General features: G+C 48.2%; 20 protein-coding genes. 10 read left to right on the forward strand and 10 right to left on the reverse strand.

What is annotated here, in order from left to right:
• Nucleotides 1-884 precede the first annotated feature (884 nt).
• A complete protein-coding gene (locus AC5M9B_RS09960) occupies nucleotides 885-3,725 on the forward strand; it encodes a right-handed parallel beta-helix repeat-containing protein (RefSeq protein WP_487648592.1) in 2,841 nt (946 codons plus the stop codon).
• A gap of 59 nt (nucleotides 3,726-3,784) precedes the next feature.
• On the opposite strand, the gene AC5M9B_RS09965 is transcribed toward AC5M9B_RS09960, so the two are convergent.
• Nucleotides 3,785-4,579 carry a thymidylate synthase gene (locus tag AC5M9B_RS09965; RefSeq protein ID WP_070656138.1) on the reverse strand — a complete coding sequence of 265 codons (795 nt, stop codon included), beginning with the start codon at nucleotides 4,577-4,579 and terminating at the stop codon, nucleotides 3,785-3,787.
• Between the two features lie 529 nt (nucleotides 4,580-5,108).
• Between AC5M9B_RS09965 and gdhA the strand changes: the two genes are divergently transcribed.
• From gdhA to AC5M9B_RS09980, 3 genes are all read left to right on the forward strand, one after another.
• Nucleotides 5,109-6,446, forward strand: a complete 1,338-nt coding sequence (gene gdhA / locus AC5M9B_RS09970) for an NADP-specific glutamate dehydrogenase (RefSeq protein WP_070656141.1) — start codon at nucleotides 5,109-5,111, stop codon at nucleotides 6,444-6,446.
• Nucleotides 6,447-6,582: 136 nt separating this feature from the next.
• Nucleotides 6,583-7,944, forward strand: a complete 1,362-nt coding sequence (locus AC5M9B_RS09975; protein ID WP_455007495.1) for a M16 family metallopeptidase — start codon at nucleotides 6,583-6,585, stop codon at nucleotides 7,942-7,944.
• Between the two features lie 136 nt (nucleotides 7,945-8,080).
• Nucleotides 8,081-8,995, forward strand: coding sequence for a patatin-like phospholipase family protein (locus tag AC5M9B_RS09980; RefSeq protein ID WP_049226148.1), 915 nt, complete (start codon nucleotides 8,081-8,083; stop codon nucleotides 8,993-8,995).
• Between the two features lie 336 nt (nucleotides 8,996-9,331).
• Here AC5M9B_RS09980 and ccsB read toward each other — a convergent pair whose 3' ends face one another.
• The 3 genes from ccsB to AC5M9B_RS09995 all read right to left on the reverse strand — a co-directional run bounded on the left by ccsB (nucleotide 9,332) and on the right by AC5M9B_RS09995 (nucleotide 13,413).
• Nucleotides 9,332-10,519, reverse strand: a complete 1,188-nt coding sequence (gene ccsB, locus AC5M9B_RS09985; RefSeq protein WP_455007496.1) for a c-type cytochrome biogenesis protein CcsB — start codon at nucleotides 10,517-10,519, stop codon at nucleotides 9,332-9,334.
• Nucleotides 10,509-12,464, reverse strand: coding sequence for a cytochrome c biogenesis protein ResB (locus AC5M9B_RS09990; RefSeq protein ID WP_455007499.1), 1,956 nt, complete (start codon nucleotides 12,462-12,464; stop codon nucleotides 10,509-10,511). Before AC5M9B_RS09990 ends, ccsB begins: the two co-directional genes overlap by 11 nt.
• 322 nt (nucleotides 12,465-12,786) lie before the next feature.
• Nucleotides 12,787-13,413 carry a c-type cytochrome gene (locus AC5M9B_RS09995; protein ID WP_019270436.1) on the reverse strand — a complete coding sequence of 209 codons (627 nt, stop codon included), beginning with the start codon at nucleotides 13,411-13,413 and terminating at the stop codon, nucleotides 12,787-12,789.
• A 200-nt stretch (nucleotides 13,414-13,613) separates the two neighbouring features.
• On the opposite strand from AC5M9B_RS09995, the gene yihA reads away from it, so the two are divergent.
• The gene (gene yihA / locus AC5M9B_RS10000; RefSeq protein WP_070656149.1) at nucleotides 13,614-14,267 is read left to right on the forward strand and encodes a ribosome biogenesis GTP-binding protein YihA/YsxC; all 654 of its coding nucleotides are present in this window, start codon (nucleotides 13,614-13,616) and stop codon (nucleotides 14,265-14,267) included.
• A gap of 248 nt (nucleotides 14,268-14,515) precedes the next feature.
• Here the strand turns inward: yihA and AC5M9B_RS10005 are convergent, their stop codons facing one another.
• The 4 genes from AC5M9B_RS10005 to AC5M9B_RS10020 all read right to left on the reverse strand — a co-directional run bounded on the left by AC5M9B_RS10005 (nucleotide 14,516) and on the right by AC5M9B_RS10020 (nucleotide 17,599).
• Nucleotides 14,516-14,953, reverse strand: coding sequence for an ExbD/TolR family protein (locus AC5M9B_RS10005; protein WP_003744403.1), 438 nt, complete (start codon nucleotides 14,951-14,953; stop codon nucleotides 14,516-14,518).
• A gap of 3 nt (nucleotides 14,954-14,956) precedes the next feature.
• Nucleotides 14,957-15,616 (reverse strand): MotA/TolQ/ExbB proton channel family protein, encoded by a 660-nt coding sequence (locus AC5M9B_RS10010; protein WP_003744404.1) that lies wholly within the window; start codon nucleotides 15,614-15,616, stop codon nucleotides 14,957-14,959.
• 67 nt (nucleotides 15,617-15,683) lie between these two features.
• The gene (locus AC5M9B_RS10015; RefSeq protein ID WP_070656154.1) at nucleotides 15,684-16,625 is read right to left on the reverse strand and encodes a TonB family protein; all 942 of its coding nucleotides are present in this window, start codon (nucleotides 16,623-16,625) and stop codon (nucleotides 15,684-15,686) included.
• Nucleotides 16,626-17,134: 509 nt separating this feature from the next.
• Nucleotides 17,135-17,599 (reverse strand): RrF2 family transcriptional regulator, encoded by a 465-nt coding sequence (locus tag AC5M9B_RS10020; protein WP_003744407.1) that lies wholly within the window; start codon nucleotides 17,597-17,599, stop codon nucleotides 17,135-17,137.
• A 170-nt stretch (nucleotides 17,600-17,769) separates the two neighbouring features.
• On the opposite strand from AC5M9B_RS10020, the gene AC5M9B_RS10025 reads away from it, so the two are divergent.
• Both AC5M9B_RS10025 and AC5M9B_RS10030 read left to right on the forward strand, forming a co-directional pair.
• A complete protein-coding gene (locus AC5M9B_RS10025) occupies nucleotides 17,770-18,150 on the forward strand; it encodes a hemerythrin domain-containing protein (RefSeq protein WP_070656156.1) in 381 nt (126 codons plus the stop codon).
• A 104-nt stretch (nucleotides 18,151-18,254) separates the two neighbouring features.
• Nucleotides 18,255-19,412, forward strand: coding sequence for an NnrS family protein (locus tag AC5M9B_RS10030; protein ID WP_101810361.1), 1,158 nt, complete (start codon nucleotides 18,255-18,257; stop codon nucleotides 19,410-19,412).
• A gap of 342 nt (nucleotides 19,413-19,754) precedes the next feature.
• Here the strand turns inward: AC5M9B_RS10030 and pilC are convergent, their stop codons facing one another.
• Entirely contained in the window at nucleotides 19,755-23,000 is a 3,246-nt protein-coding gene (gene pilC, locus AC5M9B_RS10035; protein WP_487648593.1) for a PilC family type IV pilus tip adhesin, read from the reverse strand.
• Between the two features lie 387 nt (nucleotides 23,001-23,387).
• Here pilC and carA point away from each other — a divergent pair, with 387 nt between their 5' ends.
• From carA to AC5M9B_RS10050, 3 genes are all read left to right on the forward strand, one after another.
• On the forward strand, nucleotides 23,388-24,515 hold the full coding sequence (gene carA / locus AC5M9B_RS10040) for a glutamine-hydrolyzing carbamoyl-phosphate synthase small subunit (RefSeq protein WP_487648594.1): 1,128 nt from the start codon (nucleotides 23,388-23,390) through the stop codon (nucleotides 24,513-24,515).
• A 154-nt stretch (nucleotides 24,516-24,669) separates the two neighbouring features.
• Nucleotides 24,670-24,927, forward strand: a complete 258-nt coding sequence (locus AC5M9B_RS10045) for a SemiSWEET family transporter (RefSeq protein WP_003686764.1) — start codon at nucleotides 24,670-24,672, stop codon at nucleotides 24,925-24,927.
• A 176-nt stretch (nucleotides 24,928-25,103) separates the two neighbouring features.
• Nucleotides 25,104-25,493, forward strand: a complete 390-nt coding sequence (locus AC5M9B_RS10050; RefSeq protein WP_080613329.1) for an endonuclease domain-containing protein — start codon at nucleotides 25,104-25,106, stop codon at nucleotides 25,491-25,493.
• Nucleotides 25,494-26,421: 928 nt separating this feature from the next.
• Here AC5M9B_RS10050 and AC5M9B_RS10055 read toward each other — a convergent pair.
• Nucleotides 26,422-26,630: hypothetical protein (locus AC5M9B_RS10055; RefSeq protein WP_487648595.1), on the reverse strand; the 209-nt coding region annotated here is incomplete at its 5' end.

A 26,630-nucleotide genomic window follows, 5' to 3' on the forward strand; every position in this document is an offset into this window, starting at 1 on the left:
GGAGTACGGCTTGGTATTTGAAGTGTAATGTATATTTGCTCATAAAAAAACTGCACCTTGTGAGTTGGAGGGGATGTATCCAACTTTTGGGGTGCAGTTCAAATTTTCAGACAACCTTTTTGAAAACAAACGGTCTTTTATTTTACCAAGCGGTACGAAAAACAACAGTTTTTCTGAAAAAATCCATTTCTACAAACCAATCACCAAATATAATTAGTAACATTTTCAATAGTTTAAATTTCCAGCTTAAATATTTTTTATGAATACATCATTTTTTATATCTACCATGCTAGAATTACTCTCAATTATTCATTTCAGATATTAACTCATCCTACCAAAACAAAAGGGAATATTTGTTTCAGTTACAGTGAACTAATAAACAATCTCGTAATCTTACTTAATTTAGGTTAAATTACCCAAATAACCCAAAATACAGTACAGATAGCGTGAATGAATGAATAATAAGAGGTTCGACCGTCTAGATATGCTACAAACAATCAAAACGGCCATAGTCCGAACCATAAAAGGCTTTCCTTAATTTCCAAGGCAATACACCATCAGAAAAACGGATAGATACGGGCCACCCGGTTAAAGCTAAAAACCTTTCAATCGGTTTTCAGTCGAAAACTTCTGCCGCAAGCAGTATTTTTCTTACACTGGGAAACTCCTCTATTTGATAAAAGGAACACCATATCGTTACACTGCTACGGGTATGAATCCGTAATGTTCAAACATGGGAAATACAAATTATGTCAAAACAAACTCTGTCTGCACTCACTAATCATGGGCAAACCAATATCCACACATCTCGTACAACCTCAAATATAACCCAACAAAGTCAAACAACTTCTTCTACACTGAATGCTTTGATTTTCGAGCACTCAATGGGTGGAATGAATATCGCTACTGCTCTACCGAAGCAAACTTACGGCAAAACTAATATTGCTGGCACTCAAAATATACAGCCCGCCAAGGTTCCTATAAATAAATCCAAACTGACGCCTTTCGAAGCCAAGTTGCTTGCTCAAGCCAAAGCCGCTGCCGAGAAGAAAGCTGCTCAGGAAAGAGCTGAAGCTGCTCATAAAGCCGCCATAGCCGCTGCTCAAGCCAAAGCCGCTGCCGAGAAGAAAGCTGCTCAGGAAAGAGCTGAAGCTGCTCATAAAGCTGCGATGGCCGCTGCAGAGAAAAAAGCTGCTGCCGAAAAAAAGGCTGCTCAAGAAAGAGCTGAAGCTGCTCATAAAATCGCTATGGCTGCCGCAGAGAAAAAAGCTGCTGCAGAGAAAAAGGCTGCTCAAGAAAGAGCTGAAGCTGCTCATAAAATCGCTATGGCTGCCGCAGAGAAAAAGGCTGCCGCAGAGAAAAAGGCCGCACAAGAAAGAGCTGAAGCCGAGCGCAAAGCAGCCCGAGAAAAAGCTGAAGCCGAACGTGTAGCTTTGGAACAAAAACGAGAAATCGATCGTAAGGCAGCCATCATCACTGCTCGCGAAAAAGCAGAAGCAGCCCGCAAAGCTGCTGACGCTGCTGCAAAAGCTGAATTAGCAGAGAAAAACCGTGCCGAACAAATCAAACATTCGGCAAACAAACCAGGTAATCATTCTTCAACCGAAGAAGAAATGAGCAAACCTGTAAAAAATACAGTCTCTAAAACAGACAACCCATCATCCGATAAATCCCATGTCGGCAAAAGTACGCTGCCAACGCAAAACAATGCAGGTAAAGTAACCGACCTTTCCGATGACGACAATAATGCAGCGCAGCACCAAAACAACAAAAGCGTTTCTCCTACGCAACCTGTTGCTGAAAAAGGAACGACTGCGACTGCCCACATCCATAATTCTGCAGAAGGCAAACAATCAGAATCCGGCGACTATAAAGTATATGAGTCCAAACAATATGGTCGTTACATTAATGTAAATGATTTCGGCGCAGATCCGACAGGTAAAAAAGACAGCCTGGCGGCTATCAAAGCCGCACTCGAAGCTGCTCATAAAGAAAAAGCCATGCTGTTTATGGACGGCACTTATTACATTTCTGACCAAATCGTTATCGACAATAATACCTCCGGTGTTAAAGGCATCTTCGGTGCTGGCATGGGCAAAACCCAAATCAACTTTGACAAAGCTCAAGTTGGTATATTCAATTCCAACACTAACCACGATGATGTTCGAGCTTTTGCAGGTATCTTGGTAGATGGTCAAAATGGCAAAACGATTGCCGACCTATCCGTTCGATACACCAACGCTGATTTCTACCGCAAAGGTTTAAGCTATTTCGGTAAAGTAAACGGCATTTTAGTCAACGATGCAGACAACACCCTGATCAGCAAAGTGGAAGTATCCGGTGCAAACCGTGCAGGTATAACCTTTACCTCTACCGCTGCACTCATGCGCGAAGCAGGCTACAAACTATCTTATAAAGACCGTGTTGCCAACGGCTCCATCGACGACAAATACGATTCACTGCCTTTAGGTGAAAATAACCGTATCGTTGACTCCAACCTGCACCACAACCGCGTTGCCGGCGCACTGGTTTCCTATCAAAAGAATTTCCTCGGAGAAGGCAACCTCTTGTCCTGGAACGGACACCAAGATGATGGAGGCACCGGCTACGGCATCGCCGCCGCTGCAGGTAGCTACAATTACGGCATCACCTACCGCAAAAATACGACCGACCACAACTACCGGAAAGGTCTGGACGTGCATGACGGCACAGACGTCTTAATTGAGAACAACACACTAAATGGCGACCGCCTGTACGGTATTGCGGTCTATAACCGCCAATTCTCGCTGGATAACGTCAAAATATCCGGTAATGTCATTACACAGGACACTTCGTTCCGTCTTGCAGTCGATGACACTCCGGGATACGACTACCATATGTATTCAGGTATCCAAGTACAGACCAATACGCAACGCCGGGACTTACACAGTAAAGATAAAGGCTATTTTGACATCAGCAACAACACAATCAATAACTTGGAGGTCTATAAAGACAATATCCAAACCTACGGTATCGAATTCCGTAACCATGAACAAAAAATGGATTACACACTAAACATTACCGGTAACAAAATCAGTGGCGAATCCACCAAATACCTGATGGCGGTTATCAATGATACCTACGCCCCGCAAACTCATGAAAAAGGTATCGGTACCAGCACCATCAACATCAGTGATAATGTTGCCGATATTGGCAAAATAAAGAGCGGAGCTGTTCCTTTCTATATTGAAGAACATCACTCCGACGTACCGATGCATGGTTCGGTTACGCTAAACAACAACGCCGTTACCGTTCGTGAAGAATCCGGCGGTTATGCTGAATTTGCCTTTATGCGTACAAATGCCAAGGAATATAACGTTACCAATAATACCCTGTCACTACACGGACACCTGGATAACGGTATCGTTGAAGTCCGCAGCACCGGGGATGGTAAGGTTAATGCTAATTTAAATATGGCAAATAATACCTTGGTAACCGACATCAAAGGCCAAATCTACAAAACCTGGCTGCGTTATGAATCGGATATTGATGTTTATGCCAACTCCAACACTCATAACGGCGATACGCTTGATAATGTCAATACCAAAGGCAGCAACGTCAGCATGTCTGATGTATTGGTCAGCGTCAGCAAAAACATCAACACCATCCAAGATGCCGTCTATTCCTACCAGCATAAAACCTTACCAGTAACAGAAGACCACGTGCACACCAACGGCATCCTATAAACCCGCCGTAATCAAAAGGTCGTCTGAAATTTCAGACGACCTTTTATCTATTCTCCAAACTACACCGCTACGGCAGCCTTGATGTGCGGATGCGGGTCGTAGCCTTCCAACTCGAAATCTTCAAATTTGAATGCAAACAAGTCTTTGACTTCAGGATTAATTTTCATCACCGGCAGCGCGCGGAAGTCGCGGCTCAATTGCAGTTTTGCCTGTTCAAAATGGTTGCTGTACAGATGCGCATCGCCGAAGGTGTGGATAAATTCGCCCGCTTCCAGCCCGCAAACTTGGGCAATCATCATGGTCAACAGCGCGTAGCTGGCGATGTTGAACGGCACGCCAAGGAAAATGTCCGCGCTGCGTTGGTAAAGCTGGCAGGACAATTTGCCGTTGGCGACGTAAAACTGGAACAGCGCATGGCATGGTGGCAATGCCATTTCATCCACCAGCACCGGATTCCATGCCGACACAATCAGGCGGCGGGAATCGGGATTTTTTTTGATTTGTTCCACCACATTGGCAATCTGGTCGATATGGCGGCCATCGGGTGCAGGCCAACTGCGCCATTGGTAGCCGTACACAGGCCCCAAGTCGCCGTTTTCGTCCGCCCACTCGTCCCAGATGGAAACATTGTTATCTTTCAAATATTTGATATTGGTATCGCCTTTGAGGAACCAAAGCAGCTCATGAATAATCGAGCGCAAGTGCAGCTTTTTGGTGGTCAGCAGCGGAAAGCCTTGACTCAAATCGAAGCGCATTTGATAACCGAACACCGAGCGCGTACCAGTGCCGGTACGGTCGGATTTGTCGATGCCGTTTTCGAGAACGTGGCGCATTAAGTCGTGGTAGGCTTTCATTGGTATCCTTTAAGAGTGTCTGTTGTTGGAAATGTTTGGGGCGTATTGTATAGCAATTTGTCAGTGAGCTGCATGATAGAGGTCGTCTGAAAACGGCAAATCCGGTTTCAGACGACCTTTGCATGATCCCTTATCGAATGTTCCGAAATCGAGCTTTTCCAGCTCAAACAAGATTCATTTTTTAATGTGTTATTTTCTTTCTTAGCTTCTTTTTCAAGTAAAAAATCAGCGTTATTGTTGACAATATTGGTCATATTTACATGAAAATTTGCGCCAGATTAAATTTTTACGCAGCTCCACTCTGAATTTCTAGTTTAATTACTTAGAATATAAATTCAATTTATATTAATATAATAGAATTTTAAAAATAAATTTTTTATTTTATTGGAAATATATACTAAATAATAAAATTCTCAAAAAAATAATGTCAACAATTTTCGTCAAAACCGCTTGGCAGGCAAAAAAATTAGGTTTATATTTCTTTCCATAAATTCATTATCTCTTTAATCCTATTGTCAAGGAGCACCAAATGACTGACCTGAATGCCTTGTTTGCCAATCTAAAACAACGCAACCCCAATCAAGAGCCGTTTCACCAAGCGGTTGAAGAAGTATTCATGAGCTTGGGGCCGTTTTTGGCAAAAAATCCGAAATATACCCAGCAAAACCTGCTTGAGCGCATCGTCGAACCTGAGCGCGTGATTATGTTCCGCGTCACTTGGGTGGACGACAAAGGACAAGTCCAAGTCAACCGCGGCTACCGCATTCAGATGAACTCCGCCATCGGCCCTTACAAAGGCGGCTTGCGCTTCCACCCGACCGTCGATTTGGGCGTATTGAAATTCCTCGCCTTCGAGCAAGTGTTTAAAAACGCTCTGACTACCCTGCCTATGGGCGGCGGCAAAGGCGGCTCCGACTTTGATCCCAAAGGCAAATCCGACGCTGAAGTGATGCGTTTCTGCCAAGCCTTTATGAACGAACTCTACCGCCACATCGGTCCGAACACCGACGTACCCGCAGGCGACATCGGCGTAGGCGGTCGCGAAATCGGCTTCCTGTTCGGACAATACAAAAAAATCCGCAACGAATTTGCCTCCGTCCTGACCGGCAAAGGCCTCGAATGGGGCGGCAGCCTTATCCGTCCGGAAGCGACCGGCTACGGTACCGTGTACTTCGCCCAATCCATGCTGCAAACGCGCGGCGATTCGATTGAAGGCAAACGCGTGCTGATTTCCGGCTCCGGCAACGTCGCACAATACGCCGCCGAGAAAGCCATCCAACTGGGCGCGAAAGTGCTTACTATTTCCGACTCCAACGGCTTCGTCCTCTTCCCCGACAGCGGCATGACCGAAGACCAACTCGCCGCGCTTATCGAGCTGAAAGAAGTCCGCCGCGAACGTGTTTCCACCTACGCCCAAGAACAAGGTTTGAAATACTTTGAAAACCAAAAACCATGGAGCGTTGCCGCCGAAGTTGCCCTGCCTTGCGCGACCCAAAACGAATTGGACGAAGAAGCTGCCAAAACCCTGCTGGCAAACGGCTGCTACGTCGTTGCCGAAGGTGCGAACATGCCTTCTACTTTGGGCGCGGTCGAGCAGTTCGTCAAAGCGGGCATCCTGTATGCGCCGGGCAAAGCTTCCAACGCCGGCGGCGTGGCAACTTCAGGCTTGGAAATGAGCCAAAACGCCGTCCGCCTGTCTTGGAGCCGCGAAGAAGTCGACCAACGCCTGTTTGACATCATGCAAAGCATCCACGAATCCTGCCTGAAATACGGCACTGAAAACGGCAAAACCAACTACGTCAACGGCGCGAACATCGCCGGTTTCGTCAAAGTCGCCGATGCGATGCTGGCGCAAGGCATCGTGTAAGTCTGATTCTCCTGACTTTAAAATGTGGAAAAGTCGTCTGAAAACCTTGAATCGGGGTTTTCAGACGACCTTTTTTATAGCCTGAGGGCAAATTTCTTGTTACAGTCTGTCCATTACTATTTATTAGGGAGCCATTATGCTGAGCCGTTATGTTTTTTTATCTGCCTGCCTCCTCTCTTGCGCCACCTTCGCACAAACCTTATCCCAAACCCTGCCCAACGGTCTGAAAATCATCGTCAAAGAAGACCACCGCGCGCCTGTCGCCGTTTCTCAAATTTGGTACAAAGTCGGCAGCGTGGATGAGAAACCGGGCAAAAGCGGATTGAGCCACGCCTTAGAACACATGATGTTTAAAGGCACACCTTCCGTACCATCGGGCGAATACAGCAGCCGCATCGCCCGTTTGGGCGGCGATGACAATGCCTACACCAACCGCAGCGAAACGGTATATTACGCCAATATTGCCTCTGCCAACTTGCCTGAAGTTCTCAAACTTGAAGCCGACCGGATGCACAACCTCAATTTCAGTGATAAAGAGTTCGCTACCGAAATGAACGTTATCCGAGAAGAACGCCGCCAGCGCACGGAAGACGATGCCGACGGGAAAATGTGGGAACAAATCTATCTGAATAGCTTTACCCTGCCCTCCATGAAAGCCTCCATTATCGGCTATATGGAAGACCTGCACACCTTGCGCGCCGACGATCTGCGCGCTTGGTACAAACAATTCTACGCACCCAATAATGCCGTTTTGGTCATCATCGGCGATGTCGATGCCAAACAGACCCTGCGCACGGCGGCAGGATTGTTCGGCAAAATACCGCGTAAAGCTTTGCCTGAGCGGAACAATCTGAAAACCGAACCCGTCAAACGCGCACCTTCTGTTGCCCAAGCTTCCTCTCCCGTTACCCGTCAACCGTTGGCTGCCATCAGCTGGCGCGTTCCCTCCCTCTTCCGCCTTGACGACAAGCTGCCTTACGCCTTGGATGTCCTGACCAACGTTTTGGCGGGCAACACTTCCAGCCGTTTGGACAAAAACCTCGTGCGAGGCAAACAAAGTGCATTAAGCGCGAATGCCCATTACGACCTGCTCAGCCGCGAAATGCCGCTGTTCGGCGTATTTGGAATGCCTGCTGAAAACGTATCCGCTGAAACCCTGCTTACGCAGATGAAGTCCGAAATCAAAGACATCGCCGACAACGGCATCAGCAAAGAAGAACTCGACCGTATCAAAGCACAGGCATTGGCGGGCGAAATCTACGCGCGCGACTCTATGGTTTCACAAGCTTCGCTGATGGGTCGTTTGGAAGCGCGCGGGTTCAAATATTCCGATGAAGCCGCAATCCGCCGCCGCATACAGGCCGTAACCGCCGAAGAAGTACAAAAAGCCGCACAAATGCTGACGGACGACCGTTCAAGTACCGTCATCATCATGCCGGAATCCGCCCCTCCCGCACCGGCAGACTATACGGCAGTAAAAAAGCCTGAAAAACAATGACAAACCGTTTTCAGACGACCTCTTGCTGTGCGATAATGCCAAACGATAACATCTTAACGTGATTGCTAAGATAAAATTTACCGTGTTCCATTATCACCCTGGCAAAACATCCTTCTTACACAGAGGTCGTCTGAAAATGAAATCCTCCTTTTCCTCCGTTTTCCGTACCGCGCTGACCGTCTCTTCCGTTCTGATCCTCAGTGCGTGTCCAAGCAACACTTCACCCGTCAACCCGCCGCGGCACAACACCCAAATTACCCCTCCCCCCAAACCGCAGGCAGTCGTTGCTTTAGCACTCGGCGGCGGCGCATCCAAAGGGTTTGCCCATATCGGCATCATCAAAGCCCTCAAACAAAACGGCATCCCCGTCAAAATCATTACCGGTACGTCGGCAGGCGCCATCGTCGGCAGCCTGTATGCCTCCGGCGCAAGTCCCGACCGTTTGGAATTGGAAGCCGAAATTCTCGGCTCAACCGATTTGGTCGATCTGACCCTATCCACCAGCGGCTTTATCAAAGGACAAAAACTGCAAGACTACATCAACCGCAAAGTCGGTAACCGCCCGATTCAAGACTTCCCGATTAAATTCGCCGCCGTCGCCACCGACTTCGAATCTTCCAAAGCCGTCGCCTTCAACCGCGGCAATGCCGGACAGGCAGTCCGCGCATCCGCCGCCATCCCCAACGTGTTCCAACCCGTCCTGATCGGCGGCCGTCGATACGTTGACGGCGGACTGACCCAGCCCGTACCCGTCAGCGCGGCAAAAAAACAGGGGGCAAACTTCATCATCGCCGTTGATATTTCCGACAGGCCGTCTAAAAACCTCAAACAAGGCTTTTTCTCCTACCTCGACCAATCCATCAACGTCATGTCGCAATCTGCCCTGCAACATGAATTAAGCCAAGCAAATGTCGTCATCCATCCCCAAGTTTTGGACTTAGGCGCAGTCGGCGGCTTCAGCCAAAAACAACGTGCGATCGCCGAGGGGGAGCGTGCCGCGAAAGCCGCTATTCCTGAAATACGGCGCAAACTGGCAGCTTACCGCTACTAAGCCTTTAGTGCTTTATGCAAAGAAAAGGTCGTCTGAAAATATAAAACTATTTTTAGACGACCTCTGTTTAAGGGAGCTAGCATACTCCCTTTTTTCTTACGGGTGCGATCTCTGTTTTATAGTGGATTAAATTTAAATCAGGACAAGGCGACGAAGCCGCAGACAGTACAGATAGTACGGCAAGGCGAGGCAACGCCGTACTGGTTTAAAGTTAATCCACTATAAACCGAAGCTATCAAAGCAAAAGGGATACAAGCATGCCCTGTATTTTCAAAAAAAGTCGTCTGAAAACCATATAAGCTTTTCAGACGACCTTTCTTTATTGTGCTTTGACGCTTACAAGGTGCCGTAAGAGTGCAGGCCGCTTAGGAACATATTGACGCCGATGAAGGCGAAGGCGGTAACGAAGAGTCCGATGACTGCCCACCATGCGAGGATTTTGCCGCGCCAGCCTGCGACAAGGCGCAGGTGCAGCCAGACGGCGTAGTTGAGCCAGACGATGAATGCCCATGTTTCTTTCGGGTCCCAGCTCCAGTAACGTCCCCATGCGTCGGCAGCCCACAGTGCGCCGAGGATGGTGGCAATGGTGAAGAACAGGAAACCGACGGCGATGGCTTTATACATGACTTCTTCGATGACTTGCGAATGCGGCAGCCATGATTTTTTGCCGGCGTTTTCGTTTCTCAATGCCCAGAGTTCGGCGATGCCGAGCATGGCGGCGATACAGAATGCGCCGTAGCCGATAAAGTTGGCGGGGACGTGGATTTTCATCCACCATGATTGCAGGGCGGGAATCAGGGGTTGGATGGTGTGTGCTTCGCGGGAAAAGCTGTACCAAAGGACGAAGCCGACGACGATCGCCATGAAGCTGAAGACGAAACCGCCGAGTTTTTGTACGGCAAAACGGGCTTCGTAGTAGAGGTACATCAGGGCGGTGATGACGAGGAAGAGGATGAAGACTTCGTAGAGGTTGGAAACGGGGATGTGTCCTGCGTCAGGGCGCAGGAGATAGCTTTCGTGCCAGCGCACTAAAAGTCCGGTAAAGCCTGCGACGGCGGATACCCAAGCGAATACAGAACCCATGCCGAGCAGGGTGTTGGTGGCGACGTTTTTGCGTTGTGCCAGTACGGCGCCGGTGATGTAGGCGAAGAGTGCGAAGAAGACGAAGGCGCATTGCCACATAATCGCGGACTGGCTGCTGAGGAAGTATTTAAGCAGGAAGCCGTCAGAATGCGTGATTTCGCCATCGTAGAGCATGACGGCGCCGTATGCGAGGACGGCACACAAGGGGGCAAACCAGCGCATGGGTTTGAAAAACCAGCCTAAAAAGACGGTAATACCCGCGCTTGCCCACAAAATCACCATTTCGTAGATGTCCATGGCGTGCTGAATGCGGGTTTGTGCGAAGAATGCGCCGGCTGCGGTCAAGAGGGCGAATATGCAGTCGACCGTATTCAGGGACTTGAGGAACGATTTGTGCATCAGCAGCTCGTGTTCGGGTAGGGGGTTATGGTTATGCGTCATGGTTCAAATCTTTCGCCAGTCGTTGCAGGCTTTGTGTATGTTGCGGAAACTCTTTTTGCAGGTCGCGCTCGTTGCGGCTGGAAGACATGGCAAAGCGGATGCGGTCGTCTGAAAACAGAACCCACGCGCGTTTCTCGCGGATGTAGAACATAAATATCGTGCCGAGAACCAGCAAAACAGAGCCTAAATAGACTAAAAATGCACCGGGCGAACGGGTCATTTGCAAGCCGGAAGAGCGGACTTCTTCAAAGCCGTCCAGTTGCAGGAGCATGGGTGCGGGGTATTCGGTCAGGCCGGTATAGGCGTCCATGCTGTGCAGCAGGAAGCGGTTGCGCGCTTCGTCTTGAGGCCACTCGGTCAGCTTGTATTTTTGGATGGTTTCTTCCAATACGGCATTCATAACGCCGAACAGCATTTCGTAAAAATATCCCTGCATTTTTTCCTGCTGCTCTTTGGGGATGTTCTTGGTGATAAATTCGTCCAACGCCAAATAGCCGCCTTTCGCAAAAATGCCCAAGGTATTTTCGGCGGCAAGGGTGAATTGCTCGCGGATGTTTTCGGGCGCGTTCAAGGTCGCGTTGCGGATGACGGCTTTGCGTGCGGCTTCGTCTTTCAAGAGTTCGCGCATCGCCATGAAGGTATCGGGTTTGAAAGTCTTATCGGCAGGAATGCGCAGCCAACGGTATTGCTGTTCCAGACCTGTGCGCGTACCGGTGATGAAGAAATAATCCTGTTCCTGCTTAACGGGCAGCATATAGTTTTTATATTCGACAGCCTGACCCGCTTTGTCGCGGATTCGGTAAACAACGGATGGGCCGATGTTGGTGTATTTTTTGTTTTCTTGAGAGACGGCGCGCACGTCGTTAATCGCTGATTGCAGGGTTTGCTCTTTTTCAGACGACTTGCTCATGTCTTCCACGTTCATGGACGTGAATTGGTCAAACTCCAGTTTGTAGGACGTATTGCCGATGTCGAGCGGGAAATCGCGCATAGATGTCGCCCTGAGCGTTACCGGCTCGCGGCTTGTGCTGCCCAAATTCCAGGCTTTAAACTTCAAATCGGATCCGCCGTCGGCAAAGCTCGCTTGATAGATGGTGATGCCGTGCAGCGTCAGTGGATGATTGACGCGGATGGTGTGTTCCGATTTTTTGCCGCTTTCCTTGTCGGTAATTTCCAAATCGCTGGCAAAATCACGCGGCATCCCGGTATTGTAAAAGTCGATGTGGAACTTCTTTAGCTTCACTTCAAACGGCAAATCCTGAACCAGCATCCCGTTGTCGGCATTGAGGAAGACCACGTCCGCGCTTTGCCCTTCGGTAATGTTCACATTGCCGCGGAACGACAGGTTCGACGTACCCAAAATGCTTTCCGGTTTGAAGTCTTTGGCATAGACGGAATGGTTGTCCGGCACGACGCGTCCGGTCAGCATACCGATTTTCAGCAGCAGGTTGCTGTCTATCAAGCCGCCTAAACAAATCACAATCAGCGCGGCATGGGCAAAAATATAGCCCCACTTGTTCATCGCCCCTTTTTTGGCGGCAACCAAAACCGAACCGTCTTCGCGCGTTACGGTTTTGCAGCTGAAGCCTTGTACTTCAAGATAACGCTGGGCGATTTCAGACGACATCTTGCCTTCCAAAACGGTCGAATGGCGCATCGCCGCCAATGATTTCTCTTTGGCGTTTTCACGGAACGATTTGATTTCGCGAAGAAAAGGCGGAACATTGCGAATCAGGCACAAGCTGGTCGATATCACCAAAAACATCATGATGACCACAAACCAAGCCGATGCATAAACATCGTACAGGCCTAAAAAGTTGAAAATCTGCGCCCAAAACGGGCCGAATTTCACGACATAATTGACCTGCGGCTGGTTTTGCTGCAACACCGTCCCGATGACCGAAGCGACGCCCAAAAGGCTGAGCAGGGCAACGGCAAAACGCATAGAGCTTAAAAAAGCGAACCAAGGTTTGTGAATAAGAGGGACGGATGAAGAGGATTTGCTCATAGCGGTTTGATTCTATAAGGAATACAAAGACTGTCAGGATTCGGAAGAACCCAAACATTGGAAACGGCGCGGACAGGTGGATATGATGGAGTAAAAAGCCCAGAGCCGCCATTTGAAAAAACTTATTGCCTCAAAAGCGGCAGCTACCATCGCACAAGGTCGTCTGAAAACAACCCAGCCCAGAAGAGCAGGAGTTTTCAGACGACCTCATATTCACGTTCGCCGCAAAAGCGGGCAAACAATACAAATCCGGCAGAAATCAATGCAGACCTTGGATAAAGTTGGCAACTGAATTCAACTCTTCTTCGGTCATGCGTTTGGCGATGTCTTCCATAATCGCATTTTTGCGTTGTCCGGATTTATACGCCTTCATTTGATCGACCACATAAGACATATGTTGGCCGCCTAAGCGCGGATAAGCGACGATTTCAGTGCCGCCGCCCGGAATACCTGCGCCGCTAGGACCGTGGCAGGACATACATGCAGGGATTTTTTTATCCACCAAACCGCCGCGGTAGATTTTACCGCCCAAAACAGGATCATTTTGTTTAGGGTTAGCTTCACCGGGTTTAGGCTGCTGTTTGGCATAGAATGCGGACACATTCAGGATGTCTTGTTCGGACAGGTTCATCACCATAGGTTTCATCACAGCGGCAGAGCCGTGTGTACGTTTGCCTTCTTTAATGTCCAAGGTTTGACGGTAGATATAGCCAGTATGTTGCGCAGCAAGTTTGGGGTACATGGCGATGCCGCTGTTACCGTCTGCCGCATGACATGCCGCACAAATGGTAGTAGCTACTTCTTTGCCTTTTGCAATATCCGCTTTCGGGGCAGCGACAGCCGCACCGGCAGCCAAAACCAAGGCCGCTAAAGTCAATCGTTTCATGGAGTGCTCCTGATTACAGCATTGCATACCGCGACAATGCCTTTTTTATACTCAAAACGCCGGATAAATTTTACCCGATAAAAACCGATAATTCTATAAACGTGCTATTCTATACTAGATTTACATTAAATTACTACCATGTTTCGCAACATGGACACGGCAAATTCTGCCACTCCATCCTAGGAAACAAGGAAATACGGATGAACCTCTTTCAGAACGCCAAATTCTTCACCACCGTCAACCATCTCAAAGACCTGCCCGATACGCCCGCAGAAATCGCATTTGTCGGACGGAGTAATGCAGGCAAATCCAGCGCGATTAATACCCTGACCAACCATGTCCGGCTTGCTTACGTCTCCAAAACGCCGGGACGAACCCAACACATCAATTTCTTCGAATTGAGCAACGGCAGCTTCATGGTCGATTTGCCGGGCTACGGTTATGCGCAAGTTCCCGAAGCCATCCGTACGCATTGGGTCAAACTCTTGGGCGATTATCTCCAACAACGACGCCAGCTCATTGGCTTGGTGTTGATTATGGATGCGCGCCACCCGTTAAAAGAGCTGGATTTACGAATGCTCGACTTTTTCCATATCACCGGTTGCCCTGTACATATTTTGTTGTCGAAAGCCGACAAGCTGTCGAAAAACGATCAAATCAAAACTTTGGGTGCAGTCAAAAAATCGCTCAAGCCCTATATGACCCGTCAGCGTATCAGCGTGCAACTGTTTTCCAGCCTTAAAAAGCAAGGTATAGAAGAAGTCAACCAAGTCGTCGGAGAATGGTTTGCTACGCATCAAGAAGAAATCGACAACTTGAATATCGGAAATTCGGGAAATTCCGAGTCATTGTAATCGGTCGTAGTATAGTCTGCATTGACGGGACGCAAATCCGTACTGTTCCTGTTGTATTTAACACGAAAGGTCGTCTGAAAACGCTTGGTAGTGATTCAGACGACCTTTATCACTTCCCCAGCCTACCACCTGCCCGATGCTTACCTTGTTGAGGAAGATAGCAAAGCAAAGAGTGGCAACCCATTATAAAAAGGTCGTCTGAAAAGTCTTTAGCCTTTCAGACGACCTTTTATCATATATTGATAATCCTATTGCGCCTTAGTTTCAGTTACAAAGCCGACTTTACTGATACCGGCTTCACGCGCGGCTTCGAGTGCCTTGTTGACGTATTCGTACTCTACTGCTTTATCAGCCGCAATCGCTATGATGGTATCCGCATTTTCCTGCTTCTCGGTTTTCAAACGTGAAATCACCGTATCAATATCGACTTTAGTCGCAGAATCACCGCCAACATAGTAGCTGCCGTTGGCATCTATCGTCAGTCGCAGCGGATCTTTAGGCTGCTTTTCCTTCTGCTTTGCCGCTTTTTCCGAAGCTGTCGGCAATTCCAAAGGAATCGAGTGGGTCAATACAGGCATGGTGATCATGAAAACAATCAACAACACCAGCATCACATCGACCAAAGGCGTAACGTTAATGTCTGACATCGGCGCGTCATCGCCGGAATTCATTGAGCCGAATGCCATAATTTAGTCCTTTTGATTCAACAGGCGGACGTGCAAATCGTGCGCAAAAGCGTCCATATCTTGAGAGAGGGTTTTCTTACCGCGATTGAGGAAGTTGTACGCCAAAACAGCAGGAATGGCGACAAACAAACCGGCAGCAGTCGATACCAGCGCCTCACCAATCGGACCGGCAACGGCAGCAATACTCATTTGCCCACTTTGACCGATATTGATTAAAGCATGATAAATTCCCCAAACCGTACCGAACAAGCCGATAAACGGAGCGGTTGCACCAATGGATGCCAAAGCAGTCATACCGTAGTCAAACTGGCGCATAGCTTGCTCCATGCTGTTTCGGATTTGAATGACGAGGTATTCATTCAAAGGCAGCTCGGTAGTAAGTGTTTTCGCATTGCTTTGACGATAGCTTTGGTAAGCACGCAAAGATTCGTCCGCTACACGGCTCATTGGTGAATCAATGCTCTTCACTTTCTGTACCGCCTCCGACAGCGTAAAAGCATTCAACATTTGCGTTTTCACTTCAGCATTGGCACTTTTGGCTTTTTTCAGTTTGATAGTGCGCAGGATAATCAGACACCAAGTAACAATGCTCATCAACAGCATCAGTACGAATACACTGATCAGGACGAAATCGCCTGATTCAAACACTAATTTCAAATCCATAATTTTTCCAGATTAAAAATAAAATTAAAAATTTCTTTTTGTCAAAATACAGGTAATTCGCGTTCATTTACTGAAGTTGGAAATTAATTTTACCTCGGTATTCTGTCAAACGGTTTGTGGGGTATCGGCTGCCGGCGGCAGTAGCTGCCTTCCTTGCTGCATTATCTAAACGTTGGAATCCGCTACTTTTAGTTACGGTAACTTTTACAACCTTACCACCGGGTTGAACAAGAATAGATAAATGCACTATCCCTTCCTCTCCGTTTTCTAGAGAGAGAGGCGGATAAGCCGGAGTAGGGAGGAAACCTTTATCTACAATGGCAGGAGGACCGCCGCTTCCACCTCCACCCCCGGCGCCTCCGCCGCTACCGGTACCTGATCCATGTTCACCTTTGGCACCGCCGCTTCCTGATCCACTGCCTTCACCGCGTCCGCTGCCGGTACCTTTCGTACCGCCACCACTTCCTTTACCCTCACCGTGAAGAGCCTTACCTTCTCCACTGCCTTTTCCGTTTTCCGCAGTATTCGGACCGGTTTTAGTACCGGTGTATTCCGAGGCTTGAGGCGCAGGTTTGGATTCTGTTTTAGGTTCAGGCTTAGGCTCTGGGCGTGGCTCTGGTTTAGGCTCAGGTTTGGGTTCCGGCTTAGGTTCGGGCTTCGGTTTTTCAACCGGCTTCGGCTTCTCTTTAGGCTGCTGGATATCAGCATCCTCTTTTTTCGTCACCACCGGCTTGATGATAGGCTTTGGAGGCTCAACCGGCTTAGGTTTTGGCCTTGGCTTTGGTTGTTCAGGCTCAGGCGTCTTTTCCGGAGCTGCCGGTGCACCTTCGCCTTCAGGACTACCGTCCCCGCCACCATCACCACCCAAATCTGCCAAATCGACAAACTCAATATTCATCATTTCCGGCACAGGCGGCTTGTGTGCTTGCCATAACAACGCGACCAAACCCGCGTGGATTAAAACCACCGAGATGACGACTGCTGGAGTTAAAATTCGTTCTTTATTCATAATCGACGCATGATAATAGCAACAATTTTTGTTTGCAACCTATTTTTACATTTGTTTCTAAAATGAATATCCACCTGGGAATATTTCTTCGACTTAATATCATACGACATAATATTTTGATATTGCTATTCATTATCACAACAAAACAAAAGAAAAAGAGGACGCAATGCCTCATATTAGTTGCATTAGAATGCGGTTAACAGCAAAAGTTCAAAATTTATAATATAACGTACAGATAAAATAACAACAATGGAGTAACACCCCGTCAAACAAATGGCACAAACATTATTGCCATAGGGTTTATTCAGATTTATTTCCAGCCCCATCAACAAGAAACTGACAAGAACGGAAAAACAAACCTATTGCACTTACCTATTTATAGGTCGTCTGAAAATAAAACTTACCTATACAAGCATATTACGATTACAAAAATACGCCTGATAATTTCCACTACCACCTAACCTACAGACCCTATCAAAACTTTCGCATACTCTATTTGACAGGTTAAATCATGCTGTTTTGCCGTTCACTTTTTCTGCAATGATTTCAATTTTCGGTTCATACAACAAATCATAAGTCGGCTTATTAAGCAAATCTTGCAAAGTGAATCCGTCCAAATGTGCAAAGAAAGCCTTAATCGCTCCGCCCAAAATACCGGCAAGACGGCAGGATGGCGTAATCAGGCATTCGTTGTTTTCCCCCATACATTCGACAATCTGCATAGGCTCAAGATGGCGCACGACTGCGCCAACGTTGATTTTGTCGGGAGTATCGGCAAGACGCAGTCCGCCCCCTTTCCCTCTTGTACTGGTTAGAAATCCGCCTTTGACAAGCGCGGTAACGACTTTCATCAGATGACTTTTGGAAATGTTATAGGCTTCGGCAATGGTTCCGATATTGACTAACGAATCGTCGTTTACGGCCGCATAAATCAATACCCGCAGACCATAATCCGTATGTTGCGTCAGATACATGGTTTTCTCTGTTTGAATATATTATTTTTTTAGGACGGCGGCAGTGTATCCTGCGGAGAACTGTCGCCGTTATGTGTTTGACTTTATATATGATTAAGTTTCATAATATCCGAAACATTTAAATTAATCCAGTGCAGTTTGATAATTTATTATCATTATAATCAAATATTATGAAGCCGTTAAAACGCCATCCAGCACTTATCGAACTTTCCCGCGAACACCATCACGCCCTTTCTCTCTGTGTCCGCCTTCTGCGTACGCCTGCTAAAAGCCACCAGACTGAGTTGGAAGCCCATTTCCTTGAATTAGAACCGCATTTTGCTGAAGAGGAAACCATGTTTGCTCCATATTGGCAAAATATCCCTGTTGCGATGCGTGAGCGTTTCGAGGCTGAACACGCTAAATTGCGCGGCATGATGGCAAATCCTGAATATCTTAATGAAGCATGGAACAAAGACTTTGCCGTTACCCTGCGCGACCATGCGCGCTTTGAAGAACGCGAACTGTTTCCCGCAGTCGAACCGTTCCTGCCTCCGCCTGAAGGAATCTGACAAGAAGGTCGTCTGAAAATCCTAAAAGACCTTTTCAGACGACCCTTTCCTATCCATTCAAATCTAAAATTAAACCATTCCAAAAAACAAACCAAGGAACTACCATGACCGCCTTTTTCAAACACCCTGTTTGGGCAATGGCATTCCGCCCGTTCTACTCACTGGCGGCACTATACGGCGCACTCTCCATCCTGCTTTGGGGCTTCGGCTATACAGGTACGCCCGAGTTGCGCGGCTTTTACTGGCACGCCCATGAAATGATTTGGGGCTATGCCGGACTCGTCGTTATTGCCTTTCTGTTGACCGCCGTTGCCACTTGGACGGGGCAGCCGCCCACGCGCGGCGGCGTTTTGGTCGGATTAACCGCATTTTGGTTGGCAGCAAGGATTGCCGTTTTCATTCCGGGTTGGGGCGCAACCGCGAGCGGCATACTCGGTACGCTGTTTTTTTGGTACGGCGCAGTTTGCATGGCATTGCCCGTCATCCGTTCCAAAAACAAACGCAACTACGTCGCCGTATTCGCTATCGTCGTCCTAGGCTGCACACACGCCGCATTCCACTTCCAACTGCATGCCGGAAACGCATCTGCACTGCTCAGCGGGCTGCAGTCCGGTCTGATTATGGTCTCAGGCTTTATCGGCCTTATCGGTATGCGGATTATTTCCTTCTTTACCTCCAAACGCCTGAATGTTCCGCAAATCCCCAGTCCGGTATGGGTGGCGCACGCCTCCCTTTGGTTGCCTATGTTGACTGCCATGCTAATGGCGCACCATGCCCTGCCTTGGCTATCATCAGCTTTTGCTTTTGCAACGGGTGTGATTTTTACCGTGCAGGTTTACCGCTGGTGGTATAAAGCTGTTTTGAAAGAGCCGATGCTGTGGATTTTGTTTGCGGGTTATTTGTTCACTGGCTTGGGACTGATTGCTGTCGGAGCTTCTTACTTCCATACCCCATTCCTCAACCTCGGCGTGCACCTTATCGGCGTCGGCGGTATCGGTGTCCTGACCTTAGGGATGATGGCGCGAACTGCGCTTGGGCATACCGGCAACTCTATCTACCCGCCGCCCAAATCCGTACCCATTGCCTTTTGGTTGATGATAGCCGCCACCGTCATCCGCATTATTGCAACCTTCGTCAGCGGCACCGGTTACACCCACAGCATCCGTACTTCCGCAGTCTTGTTTGCCCTGTCCTTGCTGCTTTACGCATGGAAATACATCCCTTGGCTCATCCGTCCGCGTGCGGATGGCAAACCGGGTTAATCGAATCAAGCATATCAAACGAAAGGTCGTCTGAAACCTGTTTCCAAGTTTTCAGACGACCTTTCGTTTGATCAATCAGGCTCCCGTGTCGAATACATCTCGACAAACTGTATTCGATAGCAGCATAAAAATAAGCTTGGCCTGACGACCAATGTTGCGTCGCAATATTTATCAGGAAATTTAGCGTGGACTTTATCCGCGCAAAAGCCCTAGTTTACTGCTCGCTCAAAATTCAATTAATAACTAAAAGAGCCACGCAAAAGAAAAAGGAAAGGTCGTCTGAAAACCTGTTTCCAAGTTTTCAGACGACCTTTCTATCGGATGCGACGTTTAACTAACCAATCAGAAAAACAGCTCGCGCCAGCTGATACGTTGCAAACCACAGATACGACCCTCAACTGCCAGAGACTCACCCTTATTTAACAGTAGGCTGCGAGTCGCTTTATTGGAGAAGCATTTGTTGTTTGGTGCACTCGACGTAACAGAAAGCTCTTTATCCGTACCCGTACCTCCTGAATCCCCATCTGCAGTCACGGGGGAATCATCCAATTTGCTCGGATTGAGGAAGGTAAAGCTGATAACCCCATCCCGAGTCAAACCATTGGCGTATTGCATACCGAAGCCGTCCAATTTTCGGATAACATTATCAGGTGTAAAGCGTGCGTTGCGTGCGTTCAATGCACCTCCATTATCAGCATTCACACCAATGAACGAAGTTTTTGCCACAGTTTTTACACTTGTACTGGTTGGCAAACAAACATCGGCACCAGCAGATTTTTCTTCTGTAACAGAATCATAACGACGCACAGTCACAACAGCAGTACGCAAGATCATAGTCGGTTTGACGTTTACCCGTTCACCATCACGCAAATCGATTTTCCAACCTTTTTGGGTTTTGGCAACCTGCTTGTTAGTTAGATAAATATAACCTTCTTTTCCCTTTTCTTCAGGACGAAACTCTTGTTGTTGCAAATCACTTTCGGAAGCAGCGGTTACGGTCTGATTCGGTGTCAAATCTTCATAAATACCGTAAATAGACTGCTTGTCTTTATTGGTCAGATCATTTTGATAAATCTCACTGCCCGTACCGAAAATCACGACATATTCGTTTGCTCTGCGGCGGGAAACGGCGGGCGCGGAGGTAATCGGTTTGCTGGGCGAACCCGTAAAGATTTTAACAGCCTTCCAGTTGTCTGGTTTTTCGCCGCGCAGGTCGAAACGATACATATTGCCGCCACGGTCGCCCGCATAGGCAACATCAATTACACCGTCAAAATCGGTGTCCACAAGGGTCGGCGTGGACAGACCGCCTACACCGCCTTCGACTTCGATTTTTTTCAACAATTCGCCCGGTGCTTTACCTGTACCGCTACCGCGTTTATCGCCCGTACCTACTTCCTTGCCTAACATTTCATATATGTATAATGCAGTTTCGTTTTTCGCATCGGTTTTATCTTCAACACGATAACCGCTGGCAAGAAAACCCGCATAGCGAATGTTTTCTTTTGTATCTACACGCCCGTTATCAGCAGGTCTGTTAACTGAGACGCGTCCGATTTGCGGCGTACCGATGGTATAGCCCAATGTGTTTTTCTCACCTTTAATGGTTTCAAACAATGGAACTGTTTTATTCCATTCGGTATCGGCGACATCCAAACCTGTTTTGGTAGCTTTATCTACATTACCGCCGATATTCAGGGCATACGCACCACGACCACCTTGCCCCATCGCACCGAACATAAATACGCGCTGAGTATCATTTTCCGGAGTCTGACGCAAGGTAAATCCGCCGTTAATCATATATTCATGATTGGTAATAGACGATGTATAGCTGTCTTTGGCAATATTTTTCAAAACCTTTGCCAAAGTAACTGTTTTCACATTATTGCCGTCTGAGACATCCCGCTCCATTGTCGAAGGAATGTAACTGACTTTCAGCTCATACGGATGATTTGCATCTGACGAGGTTTGGAACAAATGCACCATGCCGTCATTCGCAGCCGCAACCATATATTTCTGACGCTCGATAGTATCGTTGCCAACTTTATATTTAGTCTTATTACCGACAGCAGCAACCGAACCGTCCAAAATATCGCCCAAATCGCGCTGATCACCTTCCCGAATACGGTAAACCTGACTGTACGGTGTGTTTTTCGACTTATCTTGTATTGACTTATCATCACCAACACGACCCGTCCAATTCAGCAAATCGCTCCACTCACCCGAATTTTTACCATTATCTGCAATATCAAAATAGGCATTGTTTAAAGTATTATTGGGAATATTATTAATGAAATAAGTACCGGAATCCGTATTAATCAGGGTTTTACGGTTTGCAAACGACGGGTACTGTTTCAACTCTTCACTGCGGCGACCATCCTTCCCTAATCTTTGGAAAATAATCTGGCTGCTCCAAGAGTTCGTTTTCAAACCGATAACTGCCGACATCCCAGGCAGGCTGCTGCTGGTCGTTGCAGGCGCAGTCGCACCTACATCGTCATAACCTACATTTTTCGTGTCAGATTTAATCTGTTCTACAATGTCGTTAAATGCCTTCAACAAATTTTCAGGTTTATCTGCTTCGTAATAATACTCGGGGCGACTGGCAGCCAGCTGTAAATACCTCTTTCCTGAATCCGTAATACCTTGCCCGAAACCTACGGTAAAAGTCTGCACCAATTGTTTGCTGTAATCGACTGGATCTTTAGGATCGCCGTTCCAGCTTTTACCTGCAGCATCCGTTCCTTCGGTTTTAAAATCCTTCTCTGTAAGTTTTTTACTGAAGAAAGCTAAGCCATTATCTCTATCCCAAGAGGTATCGTACGCACCTCCTGATTGATATTGACAAACACCATGAGCCCTAGACCCAAAATAATTAAAAGCATTTAAATACAATGGATTACTTAAATCCATATTCTTACCATAATATCTCGAATAACGAGAATAACCATATCCAAAATCAGGTCTAGCCCAAGTCCTTCCCTGATTATCCCGCTGACAGCTCAAGTTTGCATCACCATCTGACATCAAAACCACATATGATTTCTGACAACGGTATTTCACATTTGGCATAACAATTTGACTAACCAACTCGAAATAACGTGAAGTAGTCGGCGTACCGCCATCAGGATTAATTTTTCTCACCCTATTTGCAATCTCAGTTGCAGGAATAGAAAATCCTTCCCTATCCGTAGTATCTGCTCGTCCTGAGTTATTCAACGTTTGCAACGCCCAATTAAACTCTCCACCATGCTTACTTAACACTTGGCTCAAAGCATCTTTTGCAACTGTCATTCGTGATGCATGAGATATATTGCCATTCTCTACTGAAATACGTTTGCCGTTGATAGAGCTCCACGCCATACTACCTGAATCATCAATAAACAGCATAATATTATGCTTAACTTCAGGCTGTTTATCGATTTTGGTTTCATTTTGCAGATACAGCGGGACTTTGGCGAACTCGCTTGTCGCGGCATTTGCCGCCCCGTTCATCAGGGCGAGCGCGGAGGCGATGCTGTAAATCATCGGACGGATGGAGCCGGGGCAACGTGAAGATTTGTTTTTCATAATGCGTTCTTTTTTCATAAAATCGTCGGTTGACGGATGATGACGTTGTTTTTATTTTCTCGGAATGTGATTCTAACATTTACAATGTCATTTATGTGCAGTTCCGAATATTTTTTTGCCTGATACAGGGGACAAATGGTGAAAATGAAACAGACCGCATGATTATTAAGGTAGAAACTATCTTAGGATACAACTTGAACGATGCGGCTTTTTGACGTAGAATGCATTGCTTCTACGGCATAGGCAGCTATGCCTGAAAAAGCACGTTACGCAGCAAAATCAAGGCTGCGGGGCGTGTTTTTTTTTAGCCGATATTTTCTCAGGCGGTCTTTTTTGTAAACAATTTTCAGACGACCCCTGCCCGTTTCTGCAAACCGACCATCATCAGGCAAACAGGATTCCATCATGACCACTCCGGCTCTTCTCGTTCTCGCTGACGGCAGCGTATTTCACGGCACATCAATCGGTTACGAAGGTTCGACTTCCGGCGAAGTCGTGTTCAACACTTCCATGACCGGCTATCAGGAAATCCTGACCGACCCGTCCTACTGCAAACAAATCGTTACCCTCACCTACCCGCACATCGGCAACACCGGCACCAACGCCGAAGATGAAGAAAGCGGCAGCGTTTATGCCGCAGGCTTGATTATCCGCGACCTGCCGCTGCTGCACAGCAACTTCCGCGCTTCCGAAAGCCTGCACGACTATTTGGTGCGCAACAAAACCGTCGCCATCGCCGACATCGACACCCGCCGCCTGACCACGCTGCTGCGTGAAAAAGGCGCACAAGGCGGCGCGATTTTGACCGGCGCGGACGCTACGGTTGAAAAAGCGCAAGAACTCATCGCCGCGTTCGGCAGCATGGTCGGCAAAGATTTGGCAAAAGAAGTTTCCTGCAAAGAAGCCTACGAATGGACCGAAGGCGAATGGGCGTTGGGCAAAGGTTTCGTTACCCCTGCCGAACAGCCGTTCCACGTTGTTGCCTACGATTTCGGCGTAAAAACCAACATCCTGCGTATGCTCGCCTCGCGCGGCTGCCGCCTAACCGTCGTCCCCGCCCAAACCAGCGCGGAAGACGTGTTGGCACTCAACCCAGACGGTGTGTTCCTCTCCAACGGCCCCGGCGACCCCGAACCTTGTACCTATGCCATCGAAGCCGTGCAAAAACTGATGGCAAGCGGCAAACCCATCTTCGGCATCTGCTTGGGACACCAGCTCATCAGCCTCGCCATCGGCGCGAAAACCCTGAAAATGCACTTCAGCCACCACGGCGCGAACCACCCCGTGCAAGATTTGGACAGCGGCAAAGTCGTCATCACCAGCCAAAACCACGGCTTCGCCGTCGATGCCGACACCCTGCCCGCCAACGCAAGAATTACCCACAAATCCTTGTTCGACAACACTTTGCAAGGCATCGAGCTGACCGACAAACCCGTGTTCTGCTTCCAAGGTCACCCCGAAGCCAGCCCCGGCCCGCAGGATGTCGGCTATCTGTTTGACAAATTCATTGACAATATGAAAGCGGCAAAATAATAAGCCGCCTTTTCAGACGACCTCTCAACTCAACAAAGGTCGTCTGAAACCCGATAAAAATCAAAACATAAAAAACAAAAATTCAGACGACCCCTCAACACAAAACGTCGTCTGAAAAATCAACCTCCCAACCCTCAAATCAGAAAGGAAAAGCATGACTGAAAAACAAATGCGCGTACTCTCCGTCGTCGCCACCCTGACCGCCGTAGGTATGTACGTTTCCTATATCCCGCAAATCCAAAACAACCTCGCGGGCAACCCCGGCTCGCCGCTGCAACCCCTCGTCGCCGCCATCAACTGCACATTATGGGTTGCCTACGGCTTTTTGAAAGAAAAACGCGACTACCCCGTCATGCTGGCAAACGCCCCCGGTATCATTTTGGGCTTGATTACGTTTATTACCAGCTTTTGAAGAAAGCTTTTCAGACGACCCTGTGTAAAATTAAAATGCAAAAGGTCGTCTGAAAAAAGATTGTCTTGCCGCAACATTTAATTCAATCAGCAACCCCATCCCCTCTCCCGTGGGAGAGGGCTAGGGAGAGGGCAGCAAGCCGCAAGGCTTGCACAAACAGCAACCCGACAACAAAAATGAACCCGCCCGAAAAACTATTGACCGCCGACAACCCCACCCTGCATCAACGCGCCAAAGCCATGCGCAAAGAAATGAGCGAGGCGGAAGCAAAATTGTGGCAGCACCTGCGGGCAGGTCGTCTGAACGGCTATAAATTCCGCCGCCAGCAGCCGATGGGAAATTATATTGTTGATTTTATGTGCGTAACACCCAAGCTGATTATCGAAGCGGACGGCGGACAGCACACAGAACAAGCCGCATACGACCACGCGCGGACGGCATATCTGAACAGCCTGGGCTTTACCGTGCTGCGTTTTTGGAATCACGAAATTTTGCAGCAGACAAACGATGTGCTGGCAGAAATCCTGCGCGTGTTGCAGGAATTGGAAAAGCAGTCTGCACGGTAGCAGATGGCTGATTTTGATTAAATTATTAAAAATTATAAGGTGCAGGCTGCCTGAATTGAGCATTTATAAAGGTCGTCTGAAAAGTAAAAAGCAGCCTGCACAACCTGTTTTCCTTGCAGAACCCTTCATCCCAACAGCCGCCCCGTCCTCTCTCCCGTGGGAGAGAGTTAGAGAGAGAGCAACAAGCCGCAAGGCTTGTATTTTGAGTGGTAGGATATTGGGAAAGGTTACCGAAATTCGGGGAATGCCCTCTCCCCAGCCCTCCCCCACGGGGGAGGGAGCAGGTTGCAGCAGGTTTTACGGTTGCAGGCAGTTTGAAAAGCAACTTGGATTTACAACCGTTGATTTCAGGTCGTCTGAAAAGTAAAAAAGCAGCCTGCAAAACCTATTTTCCTTGCAGAACCCTTAATCCCAACAGCTACCCCGTCCTCTCTCCCCGTGGGAGAGAGTTAGAGAGAGGGCAACAAGCCGCAAGGCTTGTATGGGCAGTTAGGGTGTTGGGAAAGGTTGCGGAAATTTGGAGAATGCTCTCTCCCCAACCCTCCCCCACGAGGGGAGGGAGAAGGTTGCAGCAGATTTTGCGGTTTCAGGCAGTTTGAAAAGTAACTTGGGTTTGCAGCCATTGATTACAGGTCGTCTGAAAAGTAAAAAGCAGCCTGCATAACCTGTTTCCTTGCAGAACCCTTAATCTCAGCAGCTAACTCGTCCTCTCTCCCCGTGGGAGAGAGCCAGAGAGAGGGCAACAAGCCGCAAGGCTTGTATTTGGGCGGTTAGTGTGTTGGGAAAGATTGCCGAAATTCGGGGAATGCCCTCTCCCCAACCCTCCCCCACGGGGGAGGGAGCGGATTGCAGCAGATTCAGGCGTTGCAGGTCGTCTGAAAAAGAATGCCCGAAATATCAACAGCAGGATTTTTTCAGGCAGCCTTTATCACCAGGCAGATGGAACAAACGCCGCAAGCGTTTTTTCAGACGACCTTTGATCCCATCGGTAGGGTGTGTGTCGCAAGGCACGCACGCGGTGGGTTGGGGTTGCAGGGAAAATGGAGAACGCGTACGTGCATACCGCACACACCCTTGTATATCGGAACTCCCGTATCATAGCAACAAACCGCCCGCCGCCACCCGTACACACCCAAG

Source organism: Neisseria flava (assembly GCF_982712965.1).